Raw genomic sequence first — 25,353 nt, 5'->3', positions numbered from 1 at the left:
CGTGGACGCTGGCCGATGCTGCCGGCCAGTCGCGTGGCTATACATCGATGATCTCGCCGGCTGGATTGAGCAGCGCCAGCAGCGCCGGATCATCCGCGCGCTGCAATTCGGCGGGGAACGCCTGGAGGGGCACGCAGGTGGCCACCAGCATGGTGGGCGTGTCGCCGGCATAGGCGGCGCCGGCCAGCACCATGACAGGGGCGTCGTCCACCGGGTGGCGCAGCGGACCCAACCAGACCTGCTGGTCGCGCGCCGGCACGGTGTGGCCGCTGCGCTCCAGCAGCGCCTGGGTCAGCCATGTGCGCAGCCGCGGGATCAACGTCGGGTCGAGCGCGAGCGATGCGCGCGCGCCGGCCTCGGGCTGGCTGATGACCACGGCGCTGTCTTCGTCCAGCGCGACCGCGTAGGCCCCGTGGTCGAGATCGAACGCCTGCTGCGTGGCCACCGCAGCCAGGGCAATCTGCCGCAGCCGCACGAACTGCGCCGGCAGCCCGGCCCCCCAGCCCTGCCGCGTTGCCTCGGTGGCAAGCAGGTGATAGTCCTTGCGCACGGCATCGACGTGGAGACTCGCGGTGCCGGTGCGCCGGAAGGCCCCGAAGGCGGCATCGCGCGACGGCTCCGGTGCGGGCGCATCGAGGTTGTAGCGAATGCTCAGCACGGTGCGCCGCAGGAACGAGGACTCATTATGCAGCAACTGCGAGACCGAACTGGCGTACCGCGAGACGTCGCTGCTGCGGTAGTCCAGGTGCTGTTCCGTTGCCAGGCCGGCAAGCAGCAAGCCGGAGAACAGCACGATGGCGATCAGCACCGCGATGGTCACCGAGTACAGGTGTTGCTGGCGGCGCGCGTTGTGGGCAAGCGCATCGAAGGCGCTGGCCAGGGTCTCACGGGTTCGGTCGACGGTTTGCTGCATCGGCGGGTCCGGCCGTGTCAGATCAGGCGGTTTTCATAGGCGTAGCCGATCAGCCCGGTATTGGTCTGCACCCCCAGCTTGCGCATGGCCACGGTCTTCTGGCTGGAGATGGTGCTGACCGAGCGGCCGAGCTTGCCGGCGATGTCCGTCAGCTGCAGGCCTTGCGCATAGAGCCGGATCACTTCCAGTTCGCGCTGCGTCAGTTCGGTGGCCGGTGCGCCGGCCAGCGTGGCGTGTTGCAGGATGGCGTGCACCGCGGGCGAATAGAAGCAGCTGCCGCCGGATGCGATGTGGATGCAGGCGCGCACGACCTCCTCCAGGTGGTCTTCCTTGCTGACAAAGGCGCGCACCCCAAGCTTCATGGCGCGGCGGATGATGGCGGGATTGGACTGGGCGCTGATCACCACCACGCGCGTCAGCGGATGGCGGCGCGCCAGGCGGCCCAGCAGGTTGAAGCCGTCCAGCGAGGTATCGCCGTGGCCCATGCAGAAATCGGTGATGGCGATATCGGCGGGATGCTTGTCCAGCGCGCCGAGCAACTCGGTGCCGTTGCGGCATTCGCAGCTGATCTGGACACTGCCGCTGCGCTGCAGGCAGTCGCGCAGGGCGGCCACGACCAGCGGGTGGTCGTCCGCCAGGGCGACACGCAAGACTCCGTCGTACATAGCTATCTCCGGATGGGTGGCAACCGGTCCACGCCGGTTGCACTGGGCGATTGCGTCACCACAAATCCGAAATTCTGGCTATGTTCCGCCACCCCTTGAATCGTAATTCTGCTAGTTCAGGGAACTTGCTTGAGGCGGGCATGGACACGGCCAGTTCGGGAAATGCGTGACCTGCCAATTGAACGGCGCCATGCCGCGATGCTTGACCTGGGTTTGCGCAGCATTGCGGCGCTTGTTCCGCGGCGAGCGCGACCAGCTATTTGCCTGATGTCAATGCGCGGCGGAAGACGCATTCATGCAGTGGCGGCAGGAGCGCGGCGAGAGAAAGTGGATTCGCGGTGACATCGCCGCGTGCGCGCAGCGCGCCGGCTCCGGCAGCGCGAACTTTCACGCATCGGGGCGCGGACCGCTGTCCTAGAATGAAGCTGACACGCGCCCCGCGGCGCGTGCACCGCGTTGGGGAACGCCATGCCCGTCTACCAATACCGCTGCGAGAAGTGCGGCCATATGTTCGAGAAAACCGAGCATCTCGCAGAACACGCCTCTGCCCATCCGAACTGCCCGAACTGCGGCAGCCAGTCCGTCCAGCACGCACCGGCCCCGTTCGTGGCAGTGACCCAGCGCAAGAGCTGAGTCCGCCGAGTCCGAACAACTACCTCCCAGGAGGGTTTGCGGCCCGCCGCCCCGTAGTGCCGCGGGCGCGCGGATGTGCCGCCGGCTGACGGCCGCGGCATGTCTTTTCCAGGCGTGGTGCATGGGCACCACGCGCGTTAGCGCTGCGCGCAAGCGGCGATCTCAACCTTGACGGAGGATGCCATGGCAACGAGACCGTTCACCGAATTTCCCGCCGACGAGCAGCAACAGGTCCTGCAGGTATGCAGGCATGTCGGGCTGGCGGCCGAGATGTTCGAGATTCTCGAGGAAAGCCGCGAGGCCGGGGTGCGGCGCGTCAGCGTGCGCCGGGTGGGCACGGACAAGACCAGTGTCTATGAGGCCGGCCCCGATTCGGTCTGGGTCGAGGAATTCGAGAGTGACCTGGAGTGCGGCCTGTTCGGCCAGGTGACGGCCTAGCCCTGGTGACAGAAGCGCGCCGCAGGCCCTGGCGGCGCGGCTCAGTGCCGTCCGCGTTCGCCGGTGCGCGACACGACTGACGCGCCGGCGATCAGCTCCTTGAGCAATGCCAGCGACGCCGCACCGCAGGTGCGGTACGGGTCCAGTTCGGCCCGCGCCGAGAACTTGAGCAGGGTGGCGGTGTTGATGCGCGCCGCATTGACCTGGCCCATCGCCCAGCCGGCAAAGTCGCGCGTGCAGGTTTCCTCGAAATGCAGCAGGGTCACGTCGTGGTGGCGCGGGTCGCGTGCGATCGCCTGGAACAGTTGTGACACGTCCTGGCGGTCGCCTTCCAGCGCCTGCAGGAAGATGCCGTTGCCGTGGCACAGCACCCCGGTGATGCCGTGGCGCGGATTGCGTTCCAGGCTGGCGGCCAGGATGGCGTCGAGCAGGGCGGCGTCGATGGCCTGGCGGGCGCGGCTGGCATAGAGCAGGCGGACTAGCATGGTCGTGGCGCTCGGTTGTGGCGGCTGGTGGGTGGCGGGGCGTGCCGCCTAGCCGCGGTTGTGGTTCAGCAGCGTGAGAAACTCGCGGCGCAGGCTGTCGTCCTTCAGGAACGAGCCGCGCATCACGCTGTTGGTCATCTTGGCATCGGTGTCGCGCACGCCGCGCCAGTGCATGCAGAAGTGCTCGGCCTCCATCACGATGGCCAGGCCGTCGGGATTCATCTTTTCCTGCAGCAGGTCGGCGACCTGTGCCACCGCCTCTTCCTGGATCTGCGGCCGGCACATGATCCATTCGGCCAGCCGCGCGTACTTGGACAGGCCGATCAGGTTGGAATGCTGGTTCGGCATCACCCCTACCCACAGCTTGCCGATGATCGGGCACAGGTGATGCGAGCAGGCACTGCGCACGCGCAGCGGGCCGACGATCATCAGTTCGTTGAGCTGGCCGACGTTGGGGAACTCGGTCACCGGCGGGGCCTTGGCGTAGCGGCCGGCGAAGATCTCTTTCAGGTACATCTTGGCGACGCGGCGCGCGGTTTCCTGGGTGTTGTGGTCGTTGTCGACGTCGATCACCAGCGCGCGCAGCACGTCTTCCAGGCGCGTCTGCACTTCCGCCTGCAGCTGCTCCATCTCGCCCGGCTCGATGTAGTGCGCAATATTGTCGTTGGCGTGGAAGCGCTCCTGGGCGGCCTCCAGCCGTGCGCGGATGCGGGCCGAGACGCTGTGGGTGTGGGGGTGGCCGGCATCGTCGCCGGCGTTGCTGTCCTTCGCGCGGTGCGCCGCGTCCTTGCTGGTCATGGTTATGCGTGGTGGGATGGATGACTGCGCAGCGGGTGTGCCGGATTCACTATATGGCAGATGCCGTGGCCTCACAACCCGCGCGGGGCATGGCAGGATGCGGTGCGGTGGGCCGATTACGCCACAAGCCGGCATTGCTCCGTGAATAGTTCATGACATCGCTAAAGCCCGCGCCGCACAACGCCGACAAGCGCACATAATGTCTGCACAACGCTAGGCAGCCCGCCATAAAGCCGCCGGCACCCGGCCGCTGCAGCGCGCGGCCAGACTCTTTGTCGGGAAAAACGTAATCATGCCGATTGCCTTTCCGTGCAGCAGCCTCATGCTGCTCCATGTGGTCACAGTGCCGCTGCCGGCCACGCCGGTGGAAACGGGCGTGGCGGAACACCACGCCAGTGCCGTGCGCCATGGCGCGACCGGCCTGCGCCGGCCCCTGCTGCAGGCCGCCAGCACCCCCGCGGCCAACGACGCCGCCACCAGCTGAGTCAGCGGCTTAAGAACCCGTTTCAGAATGAAAAAGGGGCCCGGCAGCAGCCTTCCCTTTGGGTTCAAGCCAGGCGCGGCGCATGCGTTGTTACGGGCCTTGACCTTGGAATGACTAAGGCCGGCGGCCCGCGCCTAGCCTGCGCCGCGCCTGGCTTGAACGCGTCCCCATTTTCATTCTGAAACGGGTTCTAAAGCAGCAAAAGCGCCAATGCTGGCAGCATCGCTGCCGGCATGATCACGGCCCCCACGCGCAGGAACTGGCCGGCGCTGACCATATGCCCTTCGCGCCGCAGCGCCGTGAGCCACAGCAACGTGGCCAGCGAGCCGGTGACGGACAGGTTGGGGCCAAGGTCAATGCCGATCAGCACTGCCCCGGTCACGGCGTGCGAGGCATGTCCGCCCGCCAGCGCCGAGGCGGCGATCAGGCCTGCCGGCAGGTTGTTGGCGATATTGCCCGCCAGTGCCACCACCGCGCCCACGCCCAGCAGGGCCAGCGCGCCGCCGTCGCGCGACGCCGCTGCGACGGCATCGGCCAGGTGGCCGATCACCACGGTCTGCTCCAGCGCCGCCACCAGCACGAACAGCCCAGCCACCATCGGCAACACCCCCCATGAAACCTCGCGCAGCGCCGGGACCAGCAGCTCGCGCCGGGTGGCGCAGACCAGCAGCAGCGTGGCCACGCCCGCCGCGCAGGTCGGCCAGCCCAGGTCGTTGCCGCGCAGCGAGGCCACCAGCAGGATCAGGCCGGTCAGCACGATACCCAGCGCGGTCAGCCGGGCCTGCGGCGACAGCGGCGGCACCGGCACGTCATGTTCGATGGGCTCGGCCAGCGCCGCGCGCTGCGTCCACCACAGCGCCGCCAGCGTGGCCAGCACCGCGGCCAGCGACGGCAGCGCGAAGCTCGCCAGCCAGCCCGCCAGCGGCGGCATGCGTGTGCCGAAGATGACCAGGTTGGCCGGGTTGGAGATCGGCAGCACGAAGCTGGCGGCATTGGCGATGAAGGCGCACGCGTACAGGTAGGGCAGCGGATGCCGGACCCGCGCGGCGCGCGTGGCGGCCAGCACTGCGGGCGTCAGCACCACGGCGGTGGCGTCGTTGGACATGAATGCCGTCACCAGTGTGCCGAAGCCGTACACGAGCAGAAACAGCCGCAGCGCCGAGCCGCGCGCCCGGCGCACGGCGAGCGCGGCGACGTGGTCGAACAGCCCGGTCTTGCGGGCCAGCTCGGAGATCAGCATCATGCCCGCGAGAAACAGGTACACGTCGTAGCCGCGCAGCACCGCCGCCAGCGCGTCGGGCAGCGCCATCAGGCCGGTGACGCACAGCAGCAGGGCGCCGGCGGTGGCCCAGAAGGCTTCGGGCAGGCGGAACGGGCGGAACAGGACGCCGGCCGTGGTCAGCGCGGCGACCGACCAGATCAGCAGAGGGGCGTGGCTGGACATCGGGATCGGGACAGTGGAAAGCCCGAAGTCTACAGGCTGGCGTCTGCGGGGACGGCCGGCGTGGCAGCGCCGGGCGCCGACAGTCCAATCGCCTCGCTGGTGACGGGCGTCGGTGCGGAGCCAGCCGGTGCCGCGGCCGCGGGCCCGCCGAGCCTGCTGGCGACCGGATCGACCGCCGGCGCCGCCGCGGGTGCCGGTGGCGGGAAGCCAATGGCAGCGATGCCGTGGCTGCCATCGGCATACTCGGCGTACATCCAGTCGTCGCTCACGCGGACCACGCCGGCGGGCGCTTCGGCTGCAGGCACAGGCACGCCCGCAAGGCGGCCCTCCATATAGGCGGCCCACACCGGCAGCGCGGTGGTGGCGCCGAATTCATGCTCGCCCAGGCTGCGGTTGTCGTCGTAGCCCATCCACGCCACCGTGACGACGCCGCCGGCGTAGCCCGCGAACCAGCCGTCGACCGAATCGTTGGTGGTGCCGGTCTTGCCGGCCACGTCGTCGCGGCGCAGGTAGCGGCGCACGCCGGCGCCGGTGCCGTCGTCGACCACGCTGCGCAGCAGGCTGTCCATGACGAAGGCGTTGCGGGCGCTGATCACGCGCGGCGGGGCCGGGCTGTCCGTGGCGTTGCCCGGCTCGGCAGAGAACAGCACCTTGCCTTCGCTGTCGGTGATGCGCGCGATCAGGTAGGGCTCGGTGCGGTGGCCGCCGTTGGCAAAGACGCCGTAGGCCGCGGCCAGGCGCAGCGGCGAAGTGGTGCCGGTGCCCAGTGCCAGCGGCAGGTAGCGCGGCAGCCGTCTGGGCGCGAAGCCGAAGCGGCTGGCGAACTCCACCGCGTACGGGATGCCGATCGCCTGCAGCGTGCGGATCGCCGGCAGGTTGCGCGATTCGGCCAGCGCCTGGCGCACGGTGATGGGGCCGACAAAGCGCCCGTCGTCATTGGTCGGCTGCCAGCGCGAACCATTGGGCAGCGGCGCGTCATTGATCAGCGTGCGGGGCGACACGCCGCGCTCCAGCGCCGCCGCATAGACGAAGGGCTTGAAGGTCGAGCCCGGCTGGCGCTGCGCCTGGGTGGCATGGTTGAAGCGGCTGGTGGCAAAGTCGGCGCCGCCCACCATCGCCTCGATCGCGCCGGTGGCGCTGTCCAGCGATACCAGCGCGGCCTGCGGACCCTGCGACAGGTCCTTGACGAACTTGCGGTGGCGCCGCGCGTAGCCTTCCAGCCCACCGTGCACCGCATCGTAAGCCAGCGTCTGTCGCACCGACGACACCGTGGTGTAGACGTTCAGGCCGCGCGTGTAGGCCTCGTCGCCAAAGCGCTCGCGCGCCAGCTGGCGCGCGAGTTCGGCCACGTACTCGGCATGCCCGGCAAAGCTGCCGGGGCTGTTGTCGGAGATCGCCAGGCGCGCGGCGCGGGCCTCGCGGTAGTCGTCCTGGCTGATCATGCCCAGCGCCAGCATGCGGCCCAGCACATATTCCTGGCGCCGCTTGGCGCGCGGGAAGTTGACCACCGGGTTGATGGAGGAGGGGGCCTTGGGCAGCCCCGCCAGCATGGCCGTCTCGGCCAGCGACAATGACGCCAGCGGCTTGCCGAAGTACGCATGCGCGGCGCTGCCGAAGCCGTAGGCATGCTCGCCCAGGTAGACCTGGTTCATGTACAGCTCAAGGATGCGGTCCTTGGGCAGGGTCTGGTCGATGCGCCAGGCCAGCAGCATTTCATACCACTTGCGCGCCAGCGTCTTTTCGCGCGACAGGTAGAAATTGCGCGCCACCTGCATGGTGATGGTGGAGGCGCCCTGCGCATAGCCCTGGCCCAGGTTGGCCAGCGCGGCGCGCAGCACGCCGGGGAAGTCGACACCCTCGTGCTGGTAGAACTGGTCGTCCTCGGCTGCCAGCAGCGCCTGGACCATGCGCGACGGCATCTGCCCGAAGGGGATGAACTCGCGGTGCTCGCTGCCGAACTCGCCGATCTGCACGTTGTCGCTGGTGTAGATCCGCAGGGGCACGTCGGGCCGGTAGTCGCGCAGGGCGTCGACTGGGGGAAGCTGCCGCAGGCTTACCACCGCGGCAAAGCCGGCAAGCAAGGCACCGGCTGCAGCCAGCGCCAGTACGGCGCCGCCTGCCTTGACTGCGATTTTTTTCATGCGCGCATTTTACCCGCTGGCTGACTGGTGCTAGCGCCTGGCCGCCAGCGGCAACGGATTGCCGAGCTCGTCATGGTCGACGGGCGGCGTGCCGGCGGCGGCCGGCGGGGCGGGCCGGGCGGGCTGTGCCGTAGCCACGCGCAGCCTGGCCTGGCTGTGATGCCGGGCAAATTCGCACAGCGCCAGCCAGGTCTCCTCGCGTTCGATGATAGTGAAGTGATCCGTGGCTGGCACGGTCTGCAGCGCCACCGGGCCCGGCCAGGCGGCCATGAGCCGTTCAGAGCATTCATGGGGCACGACTTCATCGGTCTCGGCCAGCAGCACCTTGGTGCTCTGCACGACCTTCTTGCAGTGCGAGATCGAATCGAAATGGTGGCGCATCAGCTGGCGCAGCGGCACCAGCGGGAAGCGCTTGCGCACCAGTTCAAGCAGTGAGTCGTAGGGCGTGATCAGCTGCAGGCTCTCGAAGTCCTGCAGGTCCGCCAGCTGGATCGCGACGCCGGTGCCCAGGCTGCGCCCCACCACATGCACACGGGTGTCGGGGAAGACACGCCGCGCATGCAGCAGGAACTGGCTGGCGTCGGCCACTGCGGCGCCCTCGGACGGGAGGCCGTCGGAGTGTCCCAGGCCGCGGTAGTCGTAGGTGGCGAAGGCCATGCCGGCGGGCAGCCAGCGTGCGTACTGCAGCGTTTCGAGCACATCCTCGCCACGCCCGGGCAGGTAGAACAGCAGGTCGCGCACGTTGTCGCCGGGGGTATGGTAGATGTAGCCGCGCACCACGCCGCCGGGGATCAGGTGCGAGTAGCCAATGATGCCGTCGGGCAGGTCGCGCGGCGGACGCCGGCGCGCATCGAACAGCAGCCGCTCCTGGTTGAGCGTCAGGTAGGTCCAGTAGCATGCGAAGCCGCTGGCAGTCATCAGCGCGGCTGCCAGCGTACGGCGGGTGATCAATGGCATGGCTAGTCTTCAGTGTCGCTGCCAGGCGAGGCGCACCAGCGCCGGCCTTGCCGCCCAGCCGCGCAGCCTACCTCATTTTTGTCTGGCGCAAGCGCGCAGCGCAAGCCGGCCGCCGCAGTTCTTGTACGATATACCTCATTCACGCGCGCGCGCCCCCTCCCGAGACGACGCGCATACGGAGCAAACAGGCATGAGCGAGCAGAAACACGAGCAATACCGCGCCGAAGAGGCGCAGGCGATGGAACGCGTGGTCGCGGCGACGCGGCAGGTGCAGGTGGCCTTCACCGCCTTGCAGACCCACTATCCGCCGCAGGGCAGCGGCAAGCCATCCAAGCTTGCGCTGCAGACGTTCGATGCGGCGCTGCAGGCGCTGGAAGATGCCCAGGCCACCTTCGACGAGATCCTGAACGACCTGCTCGACGAAAAACGCTGACCCCGGCCCGGCATGGCGCGGGGGCAATACATGGCCGGGAGCCTGTGATAAGGTTGCCGGAATACAGCCGCCCGGCCTGCCGCCGCACCTGAACTGCACGGCACGCGCCACGGGACGGCAGGGCAGCGGCCGCGACGCGCGCCGCCTGCTGATACAGGAGACCCGCCGTCATGCACCGTGCCGCCCATCCCGCTGCGCCTTCCGATGTTGCCCCCCAGGCTGCCCATGTCGACCCGACCGATGCCGACCGCGCCGGCCTGATCGCCCGCGCGCATGCGCGCTCGGCCGGCTTCGGGCTGGATGCGCGCCATGCGCCCGGCTTCGATGCCGTCAGCCCGCGCGCGCTGGGTGAGCTGGTGGACGCCAGCTGCGACCTGTACCGCCATGCCTTGCCGGTGATGGAGACCCTACACGCGCAGATCGCCAATACCGACAGCATGGTGCTGCTGACCGACAGCAGCGGCGTGATCCTGCACAGCCTGGGCGACGGCGACTTCGTTGCGCGGGCGCGGCGCGTTGCGCTGGCGCCGGGGGTGTCGTGGTCGGAGCCGAGCAAGGGCACCAACGCCATCGGCACCGCACTGGCCGAGGCCCGCCCCACCCTGATCCACGCCAGCGAGCATTTCCTCGAGTCCAACCACCAGCTGACCTGCTCATGCGCGCCGATCGCCAGCCCGACCGGTGCCATCCTGGGCACGCTCGATGTCAGCGGCGATCATCGCGGCTTCCACCGGCACACCATGGCGCTGGTGCGGATGTCGGCGCAGATGATCGAGAACCACCTGTTTGCCAACCACTTCCCGGACGCGCTGCTGGTGCGCTTCCATGCGCGGCCCGAGTTCGTCGGCACGCTGTTCGAGGGCATGGCGGCGTTCTCGCCCGACGGTGCTTTCCTGGCTGCCAACCGCAGCGGCCTGTTCCAGCTGGGGCTGGCCCCGCACGCGCTGGCGGCAGCCGGCTTTGCCGGGCTGTTCGGCCAGCCGGTGCGCGCGGCGATGCAGGCGCGCAGCGGCGCGGCGGGATCACTGCAGACGCTGACGCTGCCCAGCCGGGTACAGGTGTTTGCCCGCATCGAATACCTGGCCACGCCCATCGCGGTGCGCCAGCCCAGCGCCGAAGATCCGCTGCCGCCGGCACTTGCCGCGCTCGATACCGGCGACGCCGCCGTGGCCGCAGTGCTGCGCCGCGTGCGCAAGGTCAGCGGGCGCGATATCACCATCCTGGTCCAGGGCCGCACCGGCACCGGCAAGGAGTGGCTGGCGCGTGCCATCCACGCCGCCTCGCCGCGCGCCGGCGGGCCTTTCGTCGCGGTCAACTGCGCGGCCATCCCCGAATCGCTGATCGAGGCCGAACTGTTCGGCTACGAAGAAGGCGCCTTCACTGGCGCGCGCCGCCGCGGCAGCGAGGGCAAGGTCGTGCAGGCGCACGGCGGCACGCTGTTCCTGGATGAGATCGGCGACATGCCGCTGGCACAGCAGGTGCGGCTGATGCGTGTGCTGCAGGAGCGTGCGGTTACCCCGCTGGGCAGCGCCCGCGCGCTGCCGGTCGATGTGCGCGTGGTCTGCGCCACCCACCGCGACCTGCGCGCGATGATTGCCGATGGCGCCTTCCGCGAAGACCTGTACTACCGCATCAATGCGCTGGCCGTGACCCTGCCGTCGCTATGCGAGCGCAGCGACCTGCCGCTTCTGGTCGATCGCATCCTGCAGCGGCAGGGCGAAGACGCCGGCTTGCCGTCCCCGGTGCATGTCGACGCGCAGGTGCTGGCGCTGCTGCGCCGGCACCCGTGGCCGGGCAATATCCGGCAGCTTGCCAACGTGCTGCGCACGGCGGCGATCCTGGCGGAAGGGGAGGCGGAGATCGGGGTGGAACACCTGCCGGAAGGGTTTGAGCAGGAGTGTGGCGATGAGGTGGAGCGCTGTGATGCAGCGGCTTCTGCGCAGCCGCCGGCGTCCTCAAAGGCCAGCCGGATGCGCGACTGGGAAGCTGGCCTGATCCGGCAGGCGCTCGCCAGGCACGGCGGCAATGTCAGCCACGTGGCGCGTGAGCTGGGGGTGTCGCGCAATACGATCTATCGGAGGTTGAGGGAGGGGTTGGAAGGCGAGCCGGAATCGGAGCGCTGAGGCAGTCCCGCCGACCGCTTGTTTGCTCCCTCTCCCGCAAGCGGGAGAGGGAGCACTCCGTCGGCAAGCAACTACCGACATCAGCAAGCAATCACCCTCACAACCCCGGCTGTGCCGCCAGCCACGCAGCCTCTTCATCGCTGAACAACTCCGACCGGGTCAGGAACCGCTTCCCCGTCCGTCCCTCCAGCGAGAACATCCCGCCTGCCCCTGGCACCACATCGATCACCAGCCGCGTGTGCTGCCAGTACTCGAACTGCGCCCGCGTCATATAGAACTGCGCGCCGCCGATCTCGCCCAGGCAGACATCGGCCTGCCCCACCAGTAGTTCGCCGGCGGGGTAGCACATCGGCGCGCTGCCGTCGCAGCAGCCGCCGGACTGGTGGAACATCAGCGGGCCATGCCGCGCGGCCAGCTCCGCGATCAGCGTGAGCGCGGCCGGGGTTGCCACCACGCGTGCGACCGGCGCGGTGGCGGGAGCGGACGTCGAGCCCGCCATGGTCAGAAGAACCCGAGCGCGTTGGGGCTGTAGCTCACCAGCAGGTTCTTGGTCTGCTGGTAGTGGTCGAGCATCATGCGATGGTTCTCGCGGCCGATGCCGGACTGCTTGTAGCCCCCGAATGCGGCATGCGCGGGGTAGGCGTGGTAGCAGTTGGTCCACACGCGCCCCGCCTGGATGCCGCGGCCCATGCGGAATGCGCGCGCGCCGTCACGTGTCCAGACACCCGCACCGAGCCCGTAGAGCGTGTCGTTGGCGATGGCCAGCGCCTCTTCCTCGTCCTTGAAGGTGGTCACCGACACCACCGGCCCGAAGATCTCTTCCTGGAAGATCCGCATCTTGTTGTGGCCGGCAAACACCGTTGGCTTGACGTAGTAGCCGCCCGCGAGGTCGCCGTCCAGCACGTTGCGCTCGCCGCCGGTGAGGCACTGCGCGCCTTCCTTGCGGCCCAGGTCGATGTACGACAGGATCTTCTCCAGTTGTTCGGCGGACGCCTGCGCGCCGATCATGGTGCCGGTGTCGAGCGGATGGCCCTGGCGGATCGCGGCCACGCGCTTAAGCGCGCGCTCCATGAAGCGGTCGTAGATCGATTCCTGGATCAGCGCGCGCGACGGGCAGGTGCAGACTTCGCCCTGGTTCAGCGCGAACATGGCAAAGCCTTCCAGCGCCTTGTCGAAGAAGGCGTCGTCGGCGGCCAGCACGTCCTCGAAGAAGATGTTGGGCGACTTGCCGCCCAGCTCCAGCGTCACCGGGATCAGGTTCTGCGACGCGTACTGCATGATCAGCCGGCCGGTGGTGGTCTCGCCGGTGAACGCCACCTTGCTGATGCGCGGGCTTGATGCCAGCGGCTTGCCGGCTTCCAGCCCGAAGCCGTTGATCACATTGATCACGCCCGGCGGCAGCAGGTCGCCGATCACTTCCATCAGCACCAGGATCGAGGCCGGCGTCTGTTCCGCCGGCTTGAGCACCACGCAGTTGCCGGCGGCCAGCGCCGGGGCCAGCTTCCAGGTGGCCATCAGCAGCGGGAAGTTCCACGGGATGATCTGGCCGACCACGCCCAGCGGCTCATGGAAATGGTAGGCAATGGTGTCGGCGTCGATCTCGGAGATGCCGCCTTCCTGCGCACGGATGCAGCCGGCAAAGTAGCGGAAGTGGTCGACCGCCAGCGGCAGGTCGGCGGCGGTGGTTTCGCGCACCGGCTTGCCGTTGTCGATGCTCTCGGCCACTGCCAGCAGCTTCAGGTTGGCCTCGATGCGGTCGGCGATGCGGTTCAGGATATTGGCGCGCTCGGTGGTGGAGGTGTGAGCCCACGCGGCCTTGGCGGCATGCGCGGCGTCCAGCGCTGCGTCGACATCCTGCTGGCCGGAGCGCGGCACGCGCGTGAACGGCTTGCCGGTGATCGGGGTGATCGATTCGAAGTACTCGCCGCCGGCGGGCGGCACCCAGGCGCCGCCGATGTAGTTCTCGTACTGCTGCTTGTAGGGGTTGTTGACGCCCAGCTGGGCGATTTCCGCCATGTTCATGTCTCGCTCCGTTCAGTGATTTCTGTGGTGTCGTCACGGCATTCCGGCCATGCGCACAACAGGCAGATCGCAAGAGCTGTGCCGGGGCGGGAATCGAACGAAAGAACGGGGAAAAGCGGGGGGCGCGTGCGCGTGGCACGGGTGGGATATGTCACACGCCGGCACGGCTGTGCCAGCGCGTGACACCGGGTGTTCCAGAATGGAACACCCGGGGCAGGGCTTCAGTGCCCGGGGCCTGCGGCGCGCAGCGCCTTGACCGCGGCGGGCGTCACGTCGGCCGGCTGGCCGCCCCAGGTGGCGCGCAGGTAGTTGGCCAGCAGCGCCAGCTCGTCGTCGCTCATGCGCGCGGCAAAGCCCGGCATGTCCTGCATGGCCTCCGCGCCGGGGAAGCGCTGCGCCTCGATGCCGTCGAGCATCGACACGATCAGGTTGCGCGCATCGGTGTTGCGCACGGTCGAGTTGCCGGCCATCGATACCGCCACGTGCGGCTTGCCTTCGCCCTCGCGGCCGTGGCAGCCGGCGCAGACCGCCACATAGTGGCGGCGGCCCGGTGCCAGTTGCGCGGCATCGGCGTTGACGGGCTTGACTGGCTGCGGTGCGGGCGGCTTGTCCCCGAGCAGGTAGGTCGTCATCGCCGCCAGGTCGCCCTTGTTCAGGTACTGGCTGCTCAGATAGATCGCCGCCAGAATCATTCATATCCCGGCGGCCGGCCGTCCAAAGATCGGCCGGATAGGTGAAGGCGTTTAGCCCTGCGGCTGGCGCCGGCTGTCGGGCACGAAATGCCGGAGCGAACCGTCGCCATAGGCGCGCTGCACTTCGGATATCACCACGTGATAGCCGTCATACCACTTGCGGTACTGGCGCTTGGCGTCCAGGTGCCGCGGGTGGGTGGCGAAGGCCTGCAGGGAGTCCTTGTCGCGCCAGTAGTAGCTGGCGTTGGACAACTGGCCATCTGGCGAGCGCCAGGACTCGGCACCGACAAAGCCGGGTATGCCGGCGGCGATCTCGTCGATCAGGGCGCTAAGGCGGTGGAACTCGTCATCGGCCTGGCCGGGCCGGTAAATAAAGGCTGCGATATACATCAAGGGCTCTGCGTGAGAAACGGTTTCAGGCCGGGCGCGAGGTCAGCGCCAGCCGCAGCGCCAGCAGCACCAGCACGGCCGCAAGGCCGCGCGACTGCAGTGTCGCGGCCTTGGGGTGGCGTGACAGGAAGCGGCGCACGGTACCGCCAGCCGCGCCGAGCAACGCGTGAAACACGGTGGCGATCACTGTCAGGACCAGGCCAAGCATGAGCAGCTGCTGGGCTACGCCGCCCTTGCCGGGATCGACGAACTGCGGCAGGAAGACCATGAAGAACAGCAGCGCCTTGGGATTGAGCAGGCTGTTCAGCATGGCGCGCACAAACACCGAGCGCAAGGACGCTTGCGTCACCACTGCCTCCTTCAGCGCAAGCGGCTGCCGGAGCGCCTTGACCGCCATCCACAGCAGATAGGCCGCGCCGGCATAGCGGATCAGGTCGAACGCCGGCGCCCACGCCATTACCAGGGCGGTGATGCCGGTGGCGGTCAGGACCGTGAGGACCAGGTCGGCCACGGCAATCCCCAGTGCCGTCGCAACGCCGCCCCGAGGGCCATAGGTGATGCCATGTGCCATCACGAATGCCATGTTCGGGCCGGGTGACAGGAGCAGCAGCATCACTGCCGCGGCGAAGATCGACAGGGTGGTCAGGGCAATCATGTGCAGGAAATGGTTAGCGTTGACTAGGCATGCAGGCTATTCTTCTGGCCTGATACACGCAAAGCATTGTTCTAGATACAAAGCATGGCCCACGTGCGCTACAAAACCATTGTTGACGAGATTTCCGCGCGCATTCATTGCGGCGAGCTGCCTCCGGGCACGCAACTGCCGACGGTGCGTGCGCTGATGAAGCAGTACGGCGTGGCGCTGGCGACCGCGGCACGCGTCTATGTCGAGCTGGAGGCCGTCGGGCTGGTGGTCGGCGAGACCGGCAGGGGCACGTTCGTGCGCGATACCTCGCTGCCGCGCGGCCTGGGGCTGGAACAGCATCCGGTGCGCGCCGGCGCGGTGGACCTGACCTTCAACTATCCGTCGCTGCCCGGGCAGGTTGAACTGTTGCGCGATGGCTTGCGCAGCATCGCGGCCTCGGGCGATCTCGACGCGCTGCTGCACTCCGCGCCGCAGGGCGGGCGCCCGCACGAACGGCAGGCCGTCGCCAGGCACCTGCGCAACCGCGGCATCCGGGTGCCGGGCAGCCAGGTGCTGATCGTCAATGGCGCGCAGCAGGGCCTGGCGGTGACGGTGATGGGACTGCTCAATCCCGGCGACGTCTTGGCGGTTGACGCGCTGACGTATCCGGGCATGAAGGCGCTGGCGCAGCTGTACCGGCTCGACCTGGAGCCATTGCCGGCGACCGCCGCGGGCCTGGACCTGGATCGGCTTGCCGCGCTCTGCAAGCGGCGTCCGGTGCGGGCGGTCTACACCATGCCGACCATGCACAATCCGCTGGGCTATGTCATGAGCGAGGCGGACCGTGGCCGTCTTGCGGCCCTGGCGCAACGGCATGATCTGCTGATCATTGAAGACGGTGCCTATGCCTTCCTTGCCGAACCGGCGCCGAAGCCGGTGTTCACCTTCGCGCCAGAGCGGACCGTCTACGTCTCGGGCTTGTCGAAAAGCGTGGCATCGGGCCTGAGGATGGGGTTCGTCGCGGCGCCCGGGCCGCTGGTGCCGGCCCTGGAACGCGCCATTCGCGTGTCAACCTGGAACACGCCGTCGCTGACCGTGGCGTTAGGCTGCCTCTGGATCGAAGCCGGCACCGTCGATGACCTGGAGGAGCGCAAGCGCAAGGACGCCCGGCGCAGGCAGAGCCTGGCGCGGCGCATCCTGCGCGGCTGCCGCGTCACGGCGCACCCGTCTTCATACTACCTGTGGCTTGAACTCGAGGAGGACCTGCGCGCCGACCAGGTCGCGGCTGCCCTGGAGCAAGAGGGTGTGCTGGTGACGACGGCCGAGCCGTTCGCGGTCGGAGCGAGCGTGCGGCATGCGCTGCGGCTGGCGCTCGGGTCGATCTCGATGGATGCGCTGGAGCAGGCGTTGCGCAAGGTTCGGCGGGCGGTGGCAGCCTGAAGCGGCGGCAAAGGCTGCCGCGTCAGCGGAACACCAGCGTCCTGCCGCCGTTGCGCAGGACCCGATGTTCCGCATGCCATTTCACCGCCCGCGCCAGCGCCACGCATTCCACATCGCGTCCGATGGCGGTCAGCTGCGCGGCATCCATGGCATGGTCCACGCGTGCGACTTCCTGTTCGATGATGGGGCCTTCGTCGAGGTCGCCGGTCACGTAGTGCGCTGTGGCGCCGATCAGCTTGACGCCGCGCTCGTAGGCCTGCGCGTAGGGGCGCGCGCCCTTGAAGCTGGGCAGGAAGGAATGATGGATGTTGATGGCGCGGCCCTCCAGGCGGCGGCACAGATCCTCGGACAAGACCTGCATGTAGCGGGCCAGGACGACCAGGTCGATACTGTAGTCGCAGACCAGGTCCCACAGTCTCGCTTCCTGCGCGGCCTTGCCTTGCGGCGTGGCATTGAGCAGGGGCAGGTGATGGAACGGGATGTCGTAGCTCGCCGCAAGCTGGTAGAAGTCCTTGTGGTTGGAGACGATCGCCGGAATCTCGATGGGCAACTGGCCGGTGCGGTAGCGGAACAGCAGGTCGTTCAGGCAGTGGCCGATCTTTGACACCATCAGCATCACGCGCGGCTTGCGCGCGGCGTCGTGGAGGGACCAGTCCATTTCATGCGCGGCCGCCACGCCCGCCAGCGTGCTGCGCAGGGCAGCGAGCGCATCGCCGCCATCCTGGCCTTCTGGCAGCGGCCGCTGGAAGTGCACGCGCATGAAAAACCGCGCGCTGTCGCGATCGCCGAACTGCGCGGAATCTACGATATTGGCGCCGGCTTCCACCAGCAGCGCCGAGACGGCATGGACAATGCCTGGACGGTCGGGGCACGACAGCGTCAGGATGTAGCTGGCGCTTTCGGTCTGGATCACTGGCATGGGCACTCCGGTATCCGCTTGCATCGATGTTCAGGCCTTGGTCCGTTCGCTGGCCGGATCGTACGGCGCGCGCAGATGGATGCGCGCGGGCAGCAGTTGCCCGGCCAGGTCCACGTGATACTTGCCGCCCTCGATCCATGCCGCGTCGGCCGGACCATCGGCGCGTGCCAGAAGCCCCATGCCCACCGGACAGCCAAGGGTGTGGCCGAACGCGGCCGACGTCACGAAGCCGGCCGGGCGCACGGTGCCGTCCTGGGCGGTGCGCAGGATGGCCTCCCCGCCCCAGAGCATGGCCTCGCTGGCGCCGTCCAGCGTGACCACGGCAACGCGGCGCCGCACCTGCGCGGTGCCGCCGGCAGCGCGCAGCTTGAGCAGCGCTTCGCGCCCGCGGAACGGGATGCCCGTGTTCAGCTTGCAGGCAAAAGACAGCCCGGCCTCGAACGGATGAATGTCGGTGGTCAGTTCGCGGCTCCAGGCGCGGTAGCCCTTTTCGATGCGCAGCGATTCGATGGCGTAGTAGCCGGCATTGACCAGTCCGAAGCGTTTCCCGGCCTCGTGCAGGGTGTCATGGACGCCCACGGCGAATTCCACCGGGACATACAGTTCCCAGCCCAGTTCGCCCACATAGGTCAGGCGTGTCGCGCGCACCGTGGCATAGCCGAGATCAATCTCTTTCGAGGTGCCGAACGGGAACGCCTGATTGGAAAAATCGGTGCACGACACGCTCTGCAGCAGCTCGCGCGAGCGCGGGCCCATCACCGCCAGCACGGCGAACTGGCCGGTGACATCGACAATCGCGCAGCGCTTGTCGGCGGGAATCAGGCGCTCGATATAATTGAAGTCGCGCGTGGTCTGCGCCGAGCCGGTCACCAGCAAGTACTGGTCGTGCGCCAGCCGCGTCACGGTCAGGTCGGATTCATAGGTGCCGCGGTCGTTGAGCATGGCGGTGTACACGGTCTGCCCCGGCGGCACGGCCACGTCGTTGCTCATCACGTATTGCAGCACGGCCTCGGCATCGGCACCCTTGACGATGTACTTGGAGAACGAACTCATATCGAACAGCGCCACTGCCTCGCGGCAGGCGCGGTGTTCTGCGCCGCTCCACGGCAGCCAGTTCTGCTGCCCGAACGAGTAGCGGATCTCGGGCGACTGTCCGGCAGGCGCGAAGAAGTTTGGCCGCTCCCAACCCATCTTGCTACCGAAATTGGCGCCGGCAGCGTGCAGGTGGGCATAGAGCGGCGAGCGCCGGAACGGCCGCGCCGTATCCAGTTCCCGGTTGGGCCAGGGCATCGCGTAGTGCAGGCCCAGCGTTTCCTTGACGCGGTCGTGCAGCCAGCTCTCGTTGCCGTTGAAGCCGGCAAAGCGGCGGATATCGACCGGCCACAGGTCCATGGTCGGCTCGCCCGCGACGATCCATTCCGCCAGCGCCATGCCGGCGCCGCCGGCAGACGCAATCCCCATTGAGTTGAAGCCCGCGCCCACGTAGAAATTACGAAGCTCGGGCGCTTCGCCGAGGATGAAGTTGTTGTCCGGCGTGAAGGACTCGGGCCCGTTGTAGAACTGCTTGACCTGCGCCGACTCCAGTGCCGGAACGCGGATCAGCGCGTTCTCCATCAGGATCTCGAACTGGTCCCAGTCATCAGGCAGCAACTGGAACTCGAACGGCTCGGGAATGCCCTGCATGCCCCACGGCTTGGCATTGGGCTCGAAACCGCCCATCACCAGCCCGCCCACTTCTTCCTTGAAGTAGATGAAGCCGTCCGGGTCGCGCATCACCGGCAGGTCAGGGTGCACGCCGGCGATGCGCTCGGTGACGATGTAATAGTGCTCAGCCGAGTGCAGCGGCACGGTCACGCCGCACATCTGGCCGACCTTGCGCGCCCACTGGCCGGCGCAGTTGACGACGATCTCGGCCTCGATGCGGCCTTCGTCGCCGGCCTTGTTGCGCCAGCTCACGCCGGTGGCGCGGCCATCGCGGGTATGGATCGCGGTGATTTTCGTATCCTGCGCGATGACCGCGCCGCGGCTGCGCGCGCCGCGCGCCAGCGCCTGGGTCAGGTCGGTCGGGTTGGCCTTGCCGTCGCCCGGCAGCCAGACCGCCCCAAGCAGGTCGTCGGTGCGCATCACCGGCCACAGTTCGCCGGCCTGCGCGGGCGAGATCACCTCGCAATCCACGCCATAGGCCCGCGCCACTGCCGCGGTGCGGCGCAGTTGCGTCATGCGTTCCGCAGTGCGCGCGACCGACAGCGAGCCGCATTGCTTCCAGCCGGTGCCGAGGCCCGTTTCCGCTTCCAGTTCGCTGTACAGCTGGGTGGAGTAGCGGATCAGTTTCGTCATGCTTTCCTGCGAGCGCAGTTGCCCGACCAGCCCGGCCGCGTGCCAGGTGGTGCCGCAGGACAGCTGTCCCTGTTCCAGCAGGACCACGTCCTTCCAGCCGAGCTTGGTCAGGTGATAGGCGACGCTGCAACCGATGATGCCGCCGCCGATGATGACGACGCGGGAGTGGGATGGGATGACAGGGGACATGGCGGGAAAACCTCGGCAGGAAAGTGGTTGGCGTTGCCTGCCATGTTATGCAAAAAAACGCCAACCAACAACACAAAATGCCACATGCATCGGCGGATCAGCGCGCCAGTTGCAGTGTCAGGATCCCCGCCAGGACCAGCGCGGTTGCAATCAGCCGCCGCCGGTCGAAGGGCTCGCGCAGCAGGAAGTGGCCCAGCAACGCGGCAAAGATCACGCTCGATTCACGCAGCGCCGCCAGCTTGGTCACGGGCGCCATGGTCATCGCCCACAGCATCAGCGCATACGAGCCCACCCGGTTGATGCCGCCGATCCACGCGCGCTTCCATTCCGTGCGCATCAGCGTGACCAGCGCGGTGCCGCGCCGGCTGAAGGCGTAGGTCGGCATGAAGATGTGCGACATCGCCTGCAGCCAGACGATGTAAGTGAAGACCTCGCCGTAGCGCTTGACCGCGGTGCCATCGATTACGGTGCCGCCCGCCAGGCAGGCCCCGGCCAGCAGCGCAAAGCCGAGCAGGTCGGGCGTTTGCCGGCGCCAGCGCACCAGGCTGACCAGCCCGCAGCAGATCAGTGCAATGCCGGCATAGCCGCCAGGCCCCAGCCGTTCGCTGCCGGCCAGCAACAGCAGGATCGCCACCATCATCGGCGCCGAGCCGCGCATCAGCGGATAGGCCTGGCTGAAGTCGCCGCGGTTGTAGGCGGCCACCAGCGACAGCTTGTAGCCGACCTCCAGTGCCACGGTGGCCAGCAGGAAAGGCCAGACCTGGGGCGCGGGCAGCGGCACCAGGAACAGGAAGGGCAGCGCCACCAGCAGGCAGAAGGTGTCAATCAGCGCCATCGACGACAACCGGTCGCCGCCGATCTTGACGATGGCGTTCCACGACGCATGCATCAGCGCGGACAGCATCACGGCGGCAAAGGCGAGGCCGTGAAAGTCTGGGGGGAGGGACATGAAGGAGGGGTCGTTCTTGTGGTCTTCTGATGCGTTCGCAAGTCCGCTGGTTTGCTCCTCTCTCCCGCAAGCGGGAGAGAGGAGCCTGCTGCCGGGTGTTGGAGGAAAACGCCTTAAGCCGCTTCCGCCAGCGGCGCCTGCGCCTTGATCCCCATCTCGCCCAGCACCTCGCCGATTGCCGTCACGACATTGCGCATCTCGTTGTCATCAATTGCACCAATGCACCCGACGCGGAAGGTCTCCATCTGCGTCAGCTTGCCCGGATACAGGATGTAGCCGCGCTCGCGCACCTTGGCATAGAAGGTCTTGAAGTCATAGCGCGCATCGGCCGGCGCATGGAAGGTGACGATGATCGGCGCCTGCACCGCCGCCGGCAGGAAGGCGCGGAAACCGAGTGCGGCCATGCCCTGCACCAGCGCGTCGCAGTTCCTGCGGTAGCGCGCGCCGCGCACCGGCTGGCCGCCTTCTTCCAGGAACTGGTCGAGCGCGGTGCGGAAGGCCGCCACCACGTGCGTGGGCGGCGTGAAGCGCCACTGCGTGGTCTTCTGCATGTAGACGTACTGGTCATACAGGTCCAGCGCCAGCGAGTGGCTGTTGGCCTGGCTGGCTTCCAGCACGTCCTTCTTCACCAGCACGAAGCCCATGCCCGGCACGCCCTCGATGCACTTGCCGGTGGCGGCCACCAGCGCGTCGAACGGCATGGTGCGGGCGTCGATCTCGATCGCGCCGAACGAGCTCATCGCGTCGACGATCAGCCCCTTGCCCAGTCGCTGGCACAGCGCGGCGATGTCCTGCAGCGGGTTGAGCACGCCGGCGCCGGTCTCGCAGTGCACCTGCGCCACGTGGGTAATCGACGGATCGCGCCGGATGGCCTCTTCGATCACCGCGGCGGTGGCGGGCTGGTCTTCGGGGATCGGCAGTTCCACGCTGGCGCGGCCCAGCACCTTGCAGATCTTGAGGATGCGCTGGCAGTAGGCGCCGTTCTGCGGCACCAGCACCTTGCCGTCGCGCGGCACCACGTTGGCAATGGCGGCTTCCACCGAGAAGGTGCCGCTACCCTGCATCGGCACGCACACATGGGTGCCTTCGCCGTGGACGATGCGCACCAGGTCGTCGCACAGGCTGCGCGTGATGGTGTTGAAGGCGGTGTCCCACGAACCCCAGTCGCGCAGCATGGCCTGCTTGGTGGCGAGCGAGGTGGTCAGGGGGCCGGGGGTCAGAAGGATCGGGTCGTTGCCGCGAATCATGGTGAGCTCCTGATTGGGAAGGAGTGGAGATAGGAGAAGGTCAGTCGTTGCCCTGGCGCCAGGCCTGGGTCTTGCAATCGAGCACGCGTTGCAGCAGGTAATAGAGCAGGCAGGCGAAGGCCGAGGTCAGCACCACCAGCGTCGCCATCGCCGCCGCGGGGCCGATGTCGCCGGATTCATCCAGGTTGACGATCTCGACCGAGGCCAGCTTGGTGTCGGCGCCGTACAGGAACACCACTGCCGAGACCGTGGTCATCGCATTGATGAAGAGGTAGCGCGAGATCTCCAGGATGGCGGGCAGGCAGGCCGGCACCGTGACCTTGAAGAAGGTCTTGTAGAACGGCACCTTGAGCGACGCGGACACGGCCTCGAACTCGCTGTCGAGCTGCTTGAGCGCGGTCACGGCGGTCAGGTGGCAGGAGGCGTAATAGTGGACGATGGTCACCAGCACCAGGATCCCCAACGTCTGGTACAGCCCGTGCATCGGGTTGGCCTGCGGCACGAAGAAGAAGATGTAGCCCAGGCCCAGCACCAGCCCCGGCACGCCCATCGGCAGCACCGCCATCAGCCGCACGAAGCTGCGCAGCCAGTCCATGCCGCGGGTCTTCTCCAGCAGGTAGGCGGTGGCGAAGATGAACACCGGCCCGATCACGGCGGCCAGTCCCGCCATGCGCAGGCTGTTCAGGTAGGAATCGACCACGCCGCCCTCGACCAGCCCCACCCGGTAGTGGTTCAGCGACAGCGAGAAGTTGTACGGCCACAGCTTGACGAAGGATGCGTAGATCGCCATGCCCATCACCGCCAGCATCAGCGCCGCCATCAGCCAGCAGAACACCGCCATGATCAGGTCGAAGCGGCGACTGCGGCGCGGCACGTAGGGCACCGAGCGTGCCGACATCAGCGCCATCTGGCGGCGCTGCACGCGCGCATCGACGTAGTAGGTGACGGCCACCGGCACCAGCAGCATCAGCGATACCACCGCGCCCTGCGAGAAGTCCTGCATGCCGATCACCAGCTTGTAGATGTCGGTGGCCAGCATATGGAAATTGCCGCCGATCACCTTGGGGATGCCGAAGTCCGAGATCGCATAGGTGAACACCACCATGGCCGCGCTGACCAGGCCGTAGCGCGCGCCCGGCACGGTGATGGTGAAGAATTTGCGCACGGTCGAGGTGCCCAGCGCATCGGCCGCCTCATACAGCCGCGCGTCGGTCAGCGACAGCGCGGTGATCAGGATCATCAGCGCATGCGGGAAGGTGGCGAACACCAGCGACGCCACGATGCCCAGCGGCCCGTAGATCTGGGTGCTGCCCATCCACGGCTTGAACAGCCCCTGGTTGCCGAACCAGAAGATGAAGGAGATCGCCGCCAGCAGCGATGGCGCCAGCAGCGGGATCAGCGCCAGGTTGCGCAGCAGGCCCTTGCAGGCGATGCGGCTGCGCGTCAGCGCATAGGCAAAGCTGAACGCCAGCGGCACCGTGATGCAGGTGGCCAGGGCAGAGACCCACAGGCTGTTCCACACCGAGCGCAGCAGCGCCGGCGACTCGAAATACGCGCGGAAGTGCGCGATGCCGGCCAGGCTGCCGTCGCGGTTCTGCACGCTCTTGGCCAGGATCATCACGATCGGCGCCAGCACGAAGCATGCAAGCGCCAGCGCGGCCAGCGCCAGCAGCACGTGGGCGAGGCGGTCGGTCCAGTGTGCGCGCACCGCGGTGGCGACCAGGGCCGGCGGCGCGGGCTGCGCGCCAGGGTTGGCAGGCCCGGCCGGCCCGCTGGTGGCGGGGGCGGGGACGGTATCGGTGGCCGGCATGGTGGCAGACGTAGTGGCAGACGTGGTAGCCGGCGCCGCAGTGAGGCTCATGCGCATGCGTGGCGGAAAATGCGGATACGGTCAGCGGGAATGGCCAGGCGCAGCAGGTCGCCGGTGTTCGGGCGCAGCTCGTGCAGGTCATTGAGGGAGAGGTCGGCGTACAGTGCGCCGGACGCTGCGTCAGGCAGGCGCAGCGTCAGCCGCGAGAACGCGCCGAGGAACTCGATCTTGTCGACGGTGGCCTCCAGCACGTTGGGGCCATGCTGTTCGATGCCGCGCACGCAGACGTCTTCGGGGCGGAAGAACACCTGCACGTCCTCGTCGGCGCAACAGCCCTGGGGCGCGGCGCAGCGCATGCGCACGCCGCCCAGGTGCAGCTCGCCGTCGCCGCAGACGCGCGCGCCCAGCATATTGGTCTTGCCGACGAAGTCCGCGGCGAACGGCGTGGCCGGGCGCTGGTAGATCTGCGCCGGCGTGCCTACTTGCTCGATCGCGCCCTGGTTCATCACCACGATGCGGTCGGCCATCGACAATGCCTCTTCCTGGTCGTGCGTGACCAGGATGGTGGTGATGTTCAGCCGCTGCTGCAGCGCGCGGATCTCGCTGCGCAGCCGCACCCGCACGCGGGCATCGAGCGCTGACAGCGGCTCATCCAACAACAGTAGGCCGGGCGAGGTGGCCAGCGCGCGCGCAATTGCCACGCGCTGCTGCTGGCCGCCGGAAAGCTGCGCCGGGTACTGGTTGCCGCGCTCGGGCAGCCCCACCAGCGTCAGCAGCTCATCCACGCGGGCGCGGCGCTGGTCACGCGGCATGCGGCGGTTGACCAGGCCGTAGGCCACGTTGTCCGCCACCGTCAGGTTGGGGAACAGCGCGTAGGACTGGAACACGATGCCGTAGTCGCGCTCCATCGGCGGCAGCGTGGAGATGTCGCGCCCGCCCTGGTGGATGGTGCCGGCGCTCTGCGATTCCAGCCCGGCGATGATGCGCAGCAGCGTGGTCTTGCCGCAGCCCGACGGGCCCAGGAAGCACAGCAGCTCGCCCTGGCGCACGTCCAGGTCGATATGTTGGAGTGCCACGAAGGCGCCGCTGCTGCCGCCGAAGCGCTTGTGGATGCCTTTCAGGCTGAGGTAGGTCTCGGCCGTGGATGGGGAGGTCTGCATGGCGTGTGGGCCCGGTGTGTTCTGTTGGGGGACCCGGCGTCCTCTGCCCCGGGGCGAGG

23 protein-coding genes and 1 pseudogene are annotated in these 25,353 nt (G+C 68.0%); 6 read left to right on the top strand and 18 right to left on the bottom strand.

Translation table 11 applies throughout. From position 1 onward, the window contains the following. Positions 1 to 37 precede the first annotated feature (37 nt). The gene (locus tag CNE_RS42265; RefSeq protein ID WP_013953576.1) at positions 38 to 913 is read right to left on the bottom strand and encodes a hypothetical protein; all 876 of its coding nucleotides are present in this window, start codon (positions 911 to 913) and stop codon (positions 38 to 40) included. Positions 914 to 930: 17 nt separating this feature from the next. Continuing rightward, positions 931 to 1,578: a response regulator transcription factor gene (locus tag CNE_RS27535; RefSeq protein WP_013953575.1), complete on the bottom strand. Its 648-nt coding sequence runs from the start codon at positions 1,576 to 1,578 to the stop codon at positions 931 to 933. Positions 1,579 to 2,046: 468 nt separating this feature from the next. Between CNE_RS27535 and CNE_RS39515 the strand changes: the two genes are divergently transcribed. Further along, positions 2,047 to 2,211 carry an FmdB family zinc ribbon protein gene (locus tag CNE_RS39515; protein ID WP_010812787.1) on the top strand — a complete coding sequence of 55 codons (165 nt, stop codon included), beginning with the start codon at positions 2,047 to 2,049 and terminating at the stop codon, positions 2,209 to 2,211. Positions 2,212 to 2,394: 183 nt separating this feature from the next. Beyond that, positions 2,395 to 2,649, top strand: coding sequence for a hypothetical protein (locus tag CNE_RS27525; protein ID WP_013953573.1), 255 nt, complete (start codon positions 2,395 to 2,397; stop codon positions 2,647 to 2,649). 41 nt (positions 2,650 to 2,690) lie between these two features. Here CNE_RS27525 and CNE_RS27520 read toward each other — a convergent pair whose 3' ends face one another. Then, a complete protein-coding gene (locus CNE_RS27520) occupies positions 2,691 to 3,134 on the bottom strand; it encodes a BLUF domain-containing protein (RefSeq protein WP_013953572.1) in 444 nt (147 codons plus the stop codon). Between the two features lie 48 nt (positions 3,135 to 3,182). Further along, complete coding sequence (gene folE, locus CNE_RS27515; RefSeq protein ID WP_041228695.1) at positions 3,183 to 3,932, bottom strand: GTP cyclohydrolase I; 750 nt, start codon at positions 3,930 to 3,932, stop codon at positions 3,183 to 3,185. Positions 3,933 to 4,254: 322 nt separating this feature from the next. Here folE and CNE_RS27510 point away from each other — a divergent pair, with 322 nt between their 5' ends. After that, positions 4,255 to 4,416, top strand: a complete 162-nt coding sequence (locus tag CNE_RS27510; protein WP_013953570.1) for a hypothetical protein — start codon at positions 4,255 to 4,257, stop codon at positions 4,414 to 4,416. Between the two features lie 190 nt (positions 4,417 to 4,606). On the opposite strand, the gene CNE_RS27505 is transcribed toward CNE_RS27510, so the two are convergent. Genes CNE_RS27505 through CNE_RS27495 form a run of 3 tightly spaced genes read right to left on the bottom strand, consistent with a single transcriptional unit; the run spans position 4,607 to position 8,958 of the window. Next, on the bottom strand, positions 4,607 to 5,860 hold the full coding sequence (locus tag CNE_RS27505; protein WP_013953569.1) for an arsenic transporter: 1,254 nt from the start codon (positions 5,858 to 5,860) through the stop codon (positions 4,607 to 4,609). Between the two features lie 29 nt (positions 5,861 to 5,889). Then, on the bottom strand, positions 5,890 to 8,001 hold the full coding sequence (locus CNE_RS27500) for a penicillin-binding protein 1A (protein WP_013953568.1): 2,112 nt from the start codon (positions 7,999 to 8,001) through the stop codon (positions 5,890 to 5,892). A gap of 30 nt (positions 8,002 to 8,031) precedes the next feature. Then, entirely contained in the window at positions 8,032 to 8,958 is a 927-nt protein-coding gene (locus CNE_RS27495; RefSeq protein ID WP_013953566.1) for an alpha/beta hydrolase, read from the bottom strand. A gap of 190 nt (positions 8,959 to 9,148) precedes the next feature. Here CNE_RS27495 and CNE_RS27490 point away from each other — a divergent pair, with 190 nt between their 5' ends. Beyond that, positions 9,149 to 9,391 (top strand): hypothetical protein, encoded by a 243-nt coding sequence (locus CNE_RS27490; protein WP_018308883.1) that lies wholly within the window; start codon positions 9,149 to 9,151, stop codon positions 9,389 to 9,391. Between the two features lie 170 nt (positions 9,392 to 9,561). Beyond that, positions 9,562 to 11,514, top strand: a complete 1,953-nt coding sequence (locus tag CNE_RS27485) for a sigma-54-dependent Fis family transcriptional regulator (RefSeq protein ID WP_013953565.1) — start codon at positions 9,562 to 9,564, stop codon at positions 11,512 to 11,514. Positions 11,515 to 11,611: 97 nt separating this feature from the next. On the opposite strand, the gene CNE_RS27480 is transcribed toward CNE_RS27485, so the two are convergent. From CNE_RS27480 to CNE_RS27460, 5 genes and pseudogenes are all read right to left on the bottom strand, one after another. Beyond that, positions 11,612 to 12,013, bottom strand: a complete 402-nt coding sequence (locus CNE_RS27480) for a DUF779 domain-containing protein (protein ID WP_013953564.1) — start codon at positions 12,011 to 12,013, stop codon at positions 11,612 to 11,614. 2 nt (positions 12,014 to 12,015) lie between these two features. Then, positions 12,016 to 13,536, bottom strand: coding sequence for an aldehyde dehydrogenase (gene adh, locus CNE_RS27475; RefSeq protein WP_013953563.1), 1,521 nt, complete (start codon positions 13,534 to 13,536; stop codon positions 12,016 to 12,018). A gap of 221 nt (positions 13,537 to 13,757) precedes the next feature. After that, positions 13,758 to 14,213: pseudogene (locus CNE_RS27470) on the bottom strand (c-type cytochrome); the annotation flags it as partial. Between the two features lie 66 nt (positions 14,214 to 14,279). Further along, positions 14,280 to 14,618 (bottom strand): antibiotic biosynthesis monooxygenase family protein, encoded by a 339-nt coding sequence (locus CNE_RS27465; protein WP_013953561.1) that lies wholly within the window; start codon positions 14,616 to 14,618, stop codon positions 14,280 to 14,282. A gap of 25 nt (positions 14,619 to 14,643) precedes the next feature. Continuing rightward, on the bottom strand, positions 14,644 to 15,273 hold the full coding sequence (locus CNE_RS27460) for a LysE family translocator (RefSeq protein ID WP_013953560.1): 630 nt from the start codon (positions 15,271 to 15,273) through the stop codon (positions 14,644 to 14,646). Positions 15,274 to 15,357: 84 nt separating this feature from the next. Here CNE_RS27460 and CNE_RS27455 point away from each other — a divergent pair, with 84 nt between their 5' ends. Continuing rightward, positions 15,358 to 16,683 carry an aminotransferase-like domain-containing protein gene (locus tag CNE_RS27455; RefSeq protein WP_013953559.1) on the top strand — a complete coding sequence of 442 codons (1,326 nt, stop codon included), beginning with the start codon at positions 15,358 to 15,360 and terminating at the stop codon, positions 16,681 to 16,683. A 22-nt stretch (positions 16,684 to 16,705) separates the two neighbouring features. Here the strand turns inward: CNE_RS27455 and purU are convergent, their stop codons facing one another. The 6 genes from purU to CNE_RS27425 all read right to left on the bottom strand — a co-directional run bounded on the left by purU (position 16,706) and on the right by CNE_RS27425 (position 25,294). Then, positions 16,706 to 17,602 (bottom strand): formyltetrahydrofolate deformylase, encoded by an 897-nt coding sequence (gene purU / locus CNE_RS27450; protein ID WP_013953558.1) that lies wholly within the window; start codon positions 17,600 to 17,602, stop codon positions 16,706 to 16,708. Positions 17,603 to 17,632: 30 nt separating this feature from the next. Next, entirely contained in the window at positions 17,633 to 20,128 is a 2,496-nt protein-coding gene (locus tag CNE_RS27445) for a GcvT family protein (protein WP_013953557.1), read from the bottom strand. A 97-nt stretch (positions 20,129 to 20,225) separates the two neighbouring features. Continuing rightward, positions 20,226 to 21,077 (bottom strand): EamA family transporter, encoded by an 852-nt coding sequence (locus CNE_RS27440; RefSeq protein WP_013953556.1) that lies wholly within the window; start codon positions 21,075 to 21,077, stop codon positions 20,226 to 20,228. A gap of 113 nt (positions 21,078 to 21,190) precedes the next feature. After that, positions 21,191 to 22,324 carry a 2-aminoethylphosphonate--pyruvate transaminase gene (locus CNE_RS27435; RefSeq protein ID WP_013953555.1) on the bottom strand — a complete coding sequence of 378 codons (1,134 nt, stop codon included), beginning with the start codon at positions 22,322 to 22,324 and terminating at the stop codon, positions 21,191 to 21,193. A 40-nt stretch (positions 22,325 to 22,364) separates the two neighbouring features. Further along, positions 22,365 to 24,191, bottom strand: coding sequence for a putative 2-aminoethylphosphonate ABC transporter permease subunit (locus CNE_RS27430; protein WP_013953554.1), 1,827 nt, complete (start codon positions 24,189 to 24,191; stop codon positions 22,365 to 22,367). Beyond that, positions 24,182 to 25,294, bottom strand: a complete 1,113-nt coding sequence (locus CNE_RS27425; protein WP_013953553.1) for a putative 2-aminoethylphosphonate ABC transporter ATP-binding protein — start codon at positions 25,292 to 25,294, stop codon at positions 24,182 to 24,184. Before CNE_RS27425 ends, CNE_RS27430 begins: the two co-directional genes overlap by 10 nt. Positions 25,295 to 25,353: the final 59 nt, after the last annotated feature.

It is taken from the genome of Cupriavidus necator N-1 (assembly GCF_000219215.1).
GTDB lineage: Bacteria > Pseudomonadota > Gammaproteobacteria > Burkholderiales > Burkholderiaceae > Cupriavidus > Cupriavidus necator.
This window is presented reverse-complemented; position numbering and strand designations above follow the sequence as displayed.

What these genes read in the sequence shown, in the direction of transcription:
- CNE_RS42265 (WP_013953576.1), bottom strand. Translation starts at nt 913, where the DNA reads ATGCAGCAAACCGTCGACCGAACCCGTGAGACCCTGGCCAGCGCCTTC.
- CNE_RS27535 (WP_013953575.1), bottom strand. Translation starts at nt 1,578, where the DNA reads ATGTACGACGGAGTCTTGCGTGTCGCCCTGGCGGACGACCACCCGCTG.
- CNE_RS39515 (WP_010812787.1), top strand. Translation starts at nt 2,047, where the DNA reads ATGCCCGTCTACCAATACCGCTGCGAGAAGTGCGGCCATATGTTCGAG.
- CNE_RS27525 (WP_013953573.1), top strand. Translation starts at nt 2,395, where the DNA reads ATGGCAACGAGACCGTTCACCGAATTTCCCGCCGACGAGCAGCAACAG.
- CNE_RS27520 (WP_013953572.1), bottom strand. Translation starts at nt 3,134, where the DNA reads ATGCTAGTCCGCCTGCTCTATGCCAGCCGCGCCCGCCAGGCCATCGAC.
- folE (WP_041228695.1), bottom strand. Translation starts at nt 3,932, where the DNA reads ATGACCAGCAAGGACGCGGCGCACCGCGCGAAGGACAGCAACGCCGGC.
- CNE_RS27510 (WP_013953570.1), top strand. Translation starts at nt 4,255, where the DNA reads ATGCTGCTCCATGTGGTCACAGTGCCGCTGCCGGCCACGCCGGTGGAA.
- CNE_RS27505 (WP_013953569.1), bottom strand. Translation starts at nt 5,860, where the DNA reads ATGTCCAGCCACGCCCCTCTGCTGATCTGGTCGGTCGCCGCGCTGACC.
- CNE_RS27500 (WP_013953568.1), bottom strand. Translation starts at nt 8,001, where the DNA reads ATGAAAAAAATCGCAGTCAAGGCAGGCGGCGCCGTACTGGCGCTGGCT.
- CNE_RS27495 (WP_013953566.1), bottom strand. Translation starts at nt 8,958, where the DNA reads ATGCCATTGATCACCCGCCGTACGCTGGCAGCCGCGCTGATGACTGCC.
- CNE_RS27490 (WP_018308883.1), top strand. Translation starts at nt 9,149, where the DNA reads ATGAGCGAGCAGAAACACGAGCAATACCGCGCCGAAGAGGCGCAGGCG.
- CNE_RS27485 (WP_013953565.1), top strand. Translation starts at nt 9,562, where the DNA reads ATGCACCGTGCCGCCCATCCCGCTGCGCCTTCCGATGTTGCCCCCCAG.
- CNE_RS27480 (WP_013953564.1), bottom strand. Translation starts at nt 12,013, where the DNA reads ATGGCGGGCTCGACGTCCGCTCCCGCCACCGCGCCGGTCGCACGCGTG.
- adh (WP_013953563.1), bottom strand. Translation starts at nt 13,536, where the DNA reads ATGAACATGGCGGAAATCGCCCAGCTGGGCGTCAACAACCCCTACAAG.
- CNE_RS27465 (WP_013953561.1), bottom strand. Translation starts at nt 14,618, where the DNA reads ATGTATATCGCAGCCTTTATTTACCGGCCCGGCCAGGCCGATGACGAG.
- CNE_RS27460 (WP_013953560.1), bottom strand. Translation starts at nt 15,273, where the DNA reads ATGATTGCCCTGACCACCCTGTCGATCTTCGCCGCGGCAGTGATGCTG.
- CNE_RS27455 (WP_013953559.1), top strand. Translation starts at nt 15,358, where the DNA reads ATGGCCCACGTGCGCTACAAAACCATTGTTGACGAGATTTCCGCGCGC.
- purU (WP_013953558.1), bottom strand. Translation starts at nt 17,602, where the DNA reads ATGCCAGTGATCCAGACCGAAAGCGCCAGCTACATCCTGACGCTGTCG.
- CNE_RS27445 (WP_013953557.1), bottom strand. Translation starts at nt 20,128, where the DNA reads ATGTCCCCTGTCATCCCATCCCACTCCCGCGTCGTCATCATCGGCGGC.
- CNE_RS27440 (WP_013953556.1), bottom strand. Translation starts at nt 21,077, where the DNA reads ATGTCCCTCCCCCCAGACTTTCACGGCCTCGCCTTTGCCGCCGTGATG.
- CNE_RS27435 (WP_013953555.1), bottom strand. Translation starts at nt 22,324, where the DNA reads ATGATTCGCGGCAACGACCCGATCCTTCTGACCCCCGGCCCCCTGACC.
- CNE_RS27430 (WP_013953554.1), bottom strand. Translation starts at nt 24,191, where the DNA reads ATGCGCATGAGCCTCACTGCGGCGCCGGCTACCACGTCTGCCACTACG.
- CNE_RS27425 (WP_013953553.1), bottom strand. Translation starts at nt 25,294, where the DNA reads ATGCAGACCTCCCCATCCACGGCCGAGACCTACCTCAGCCTGAAAGGC.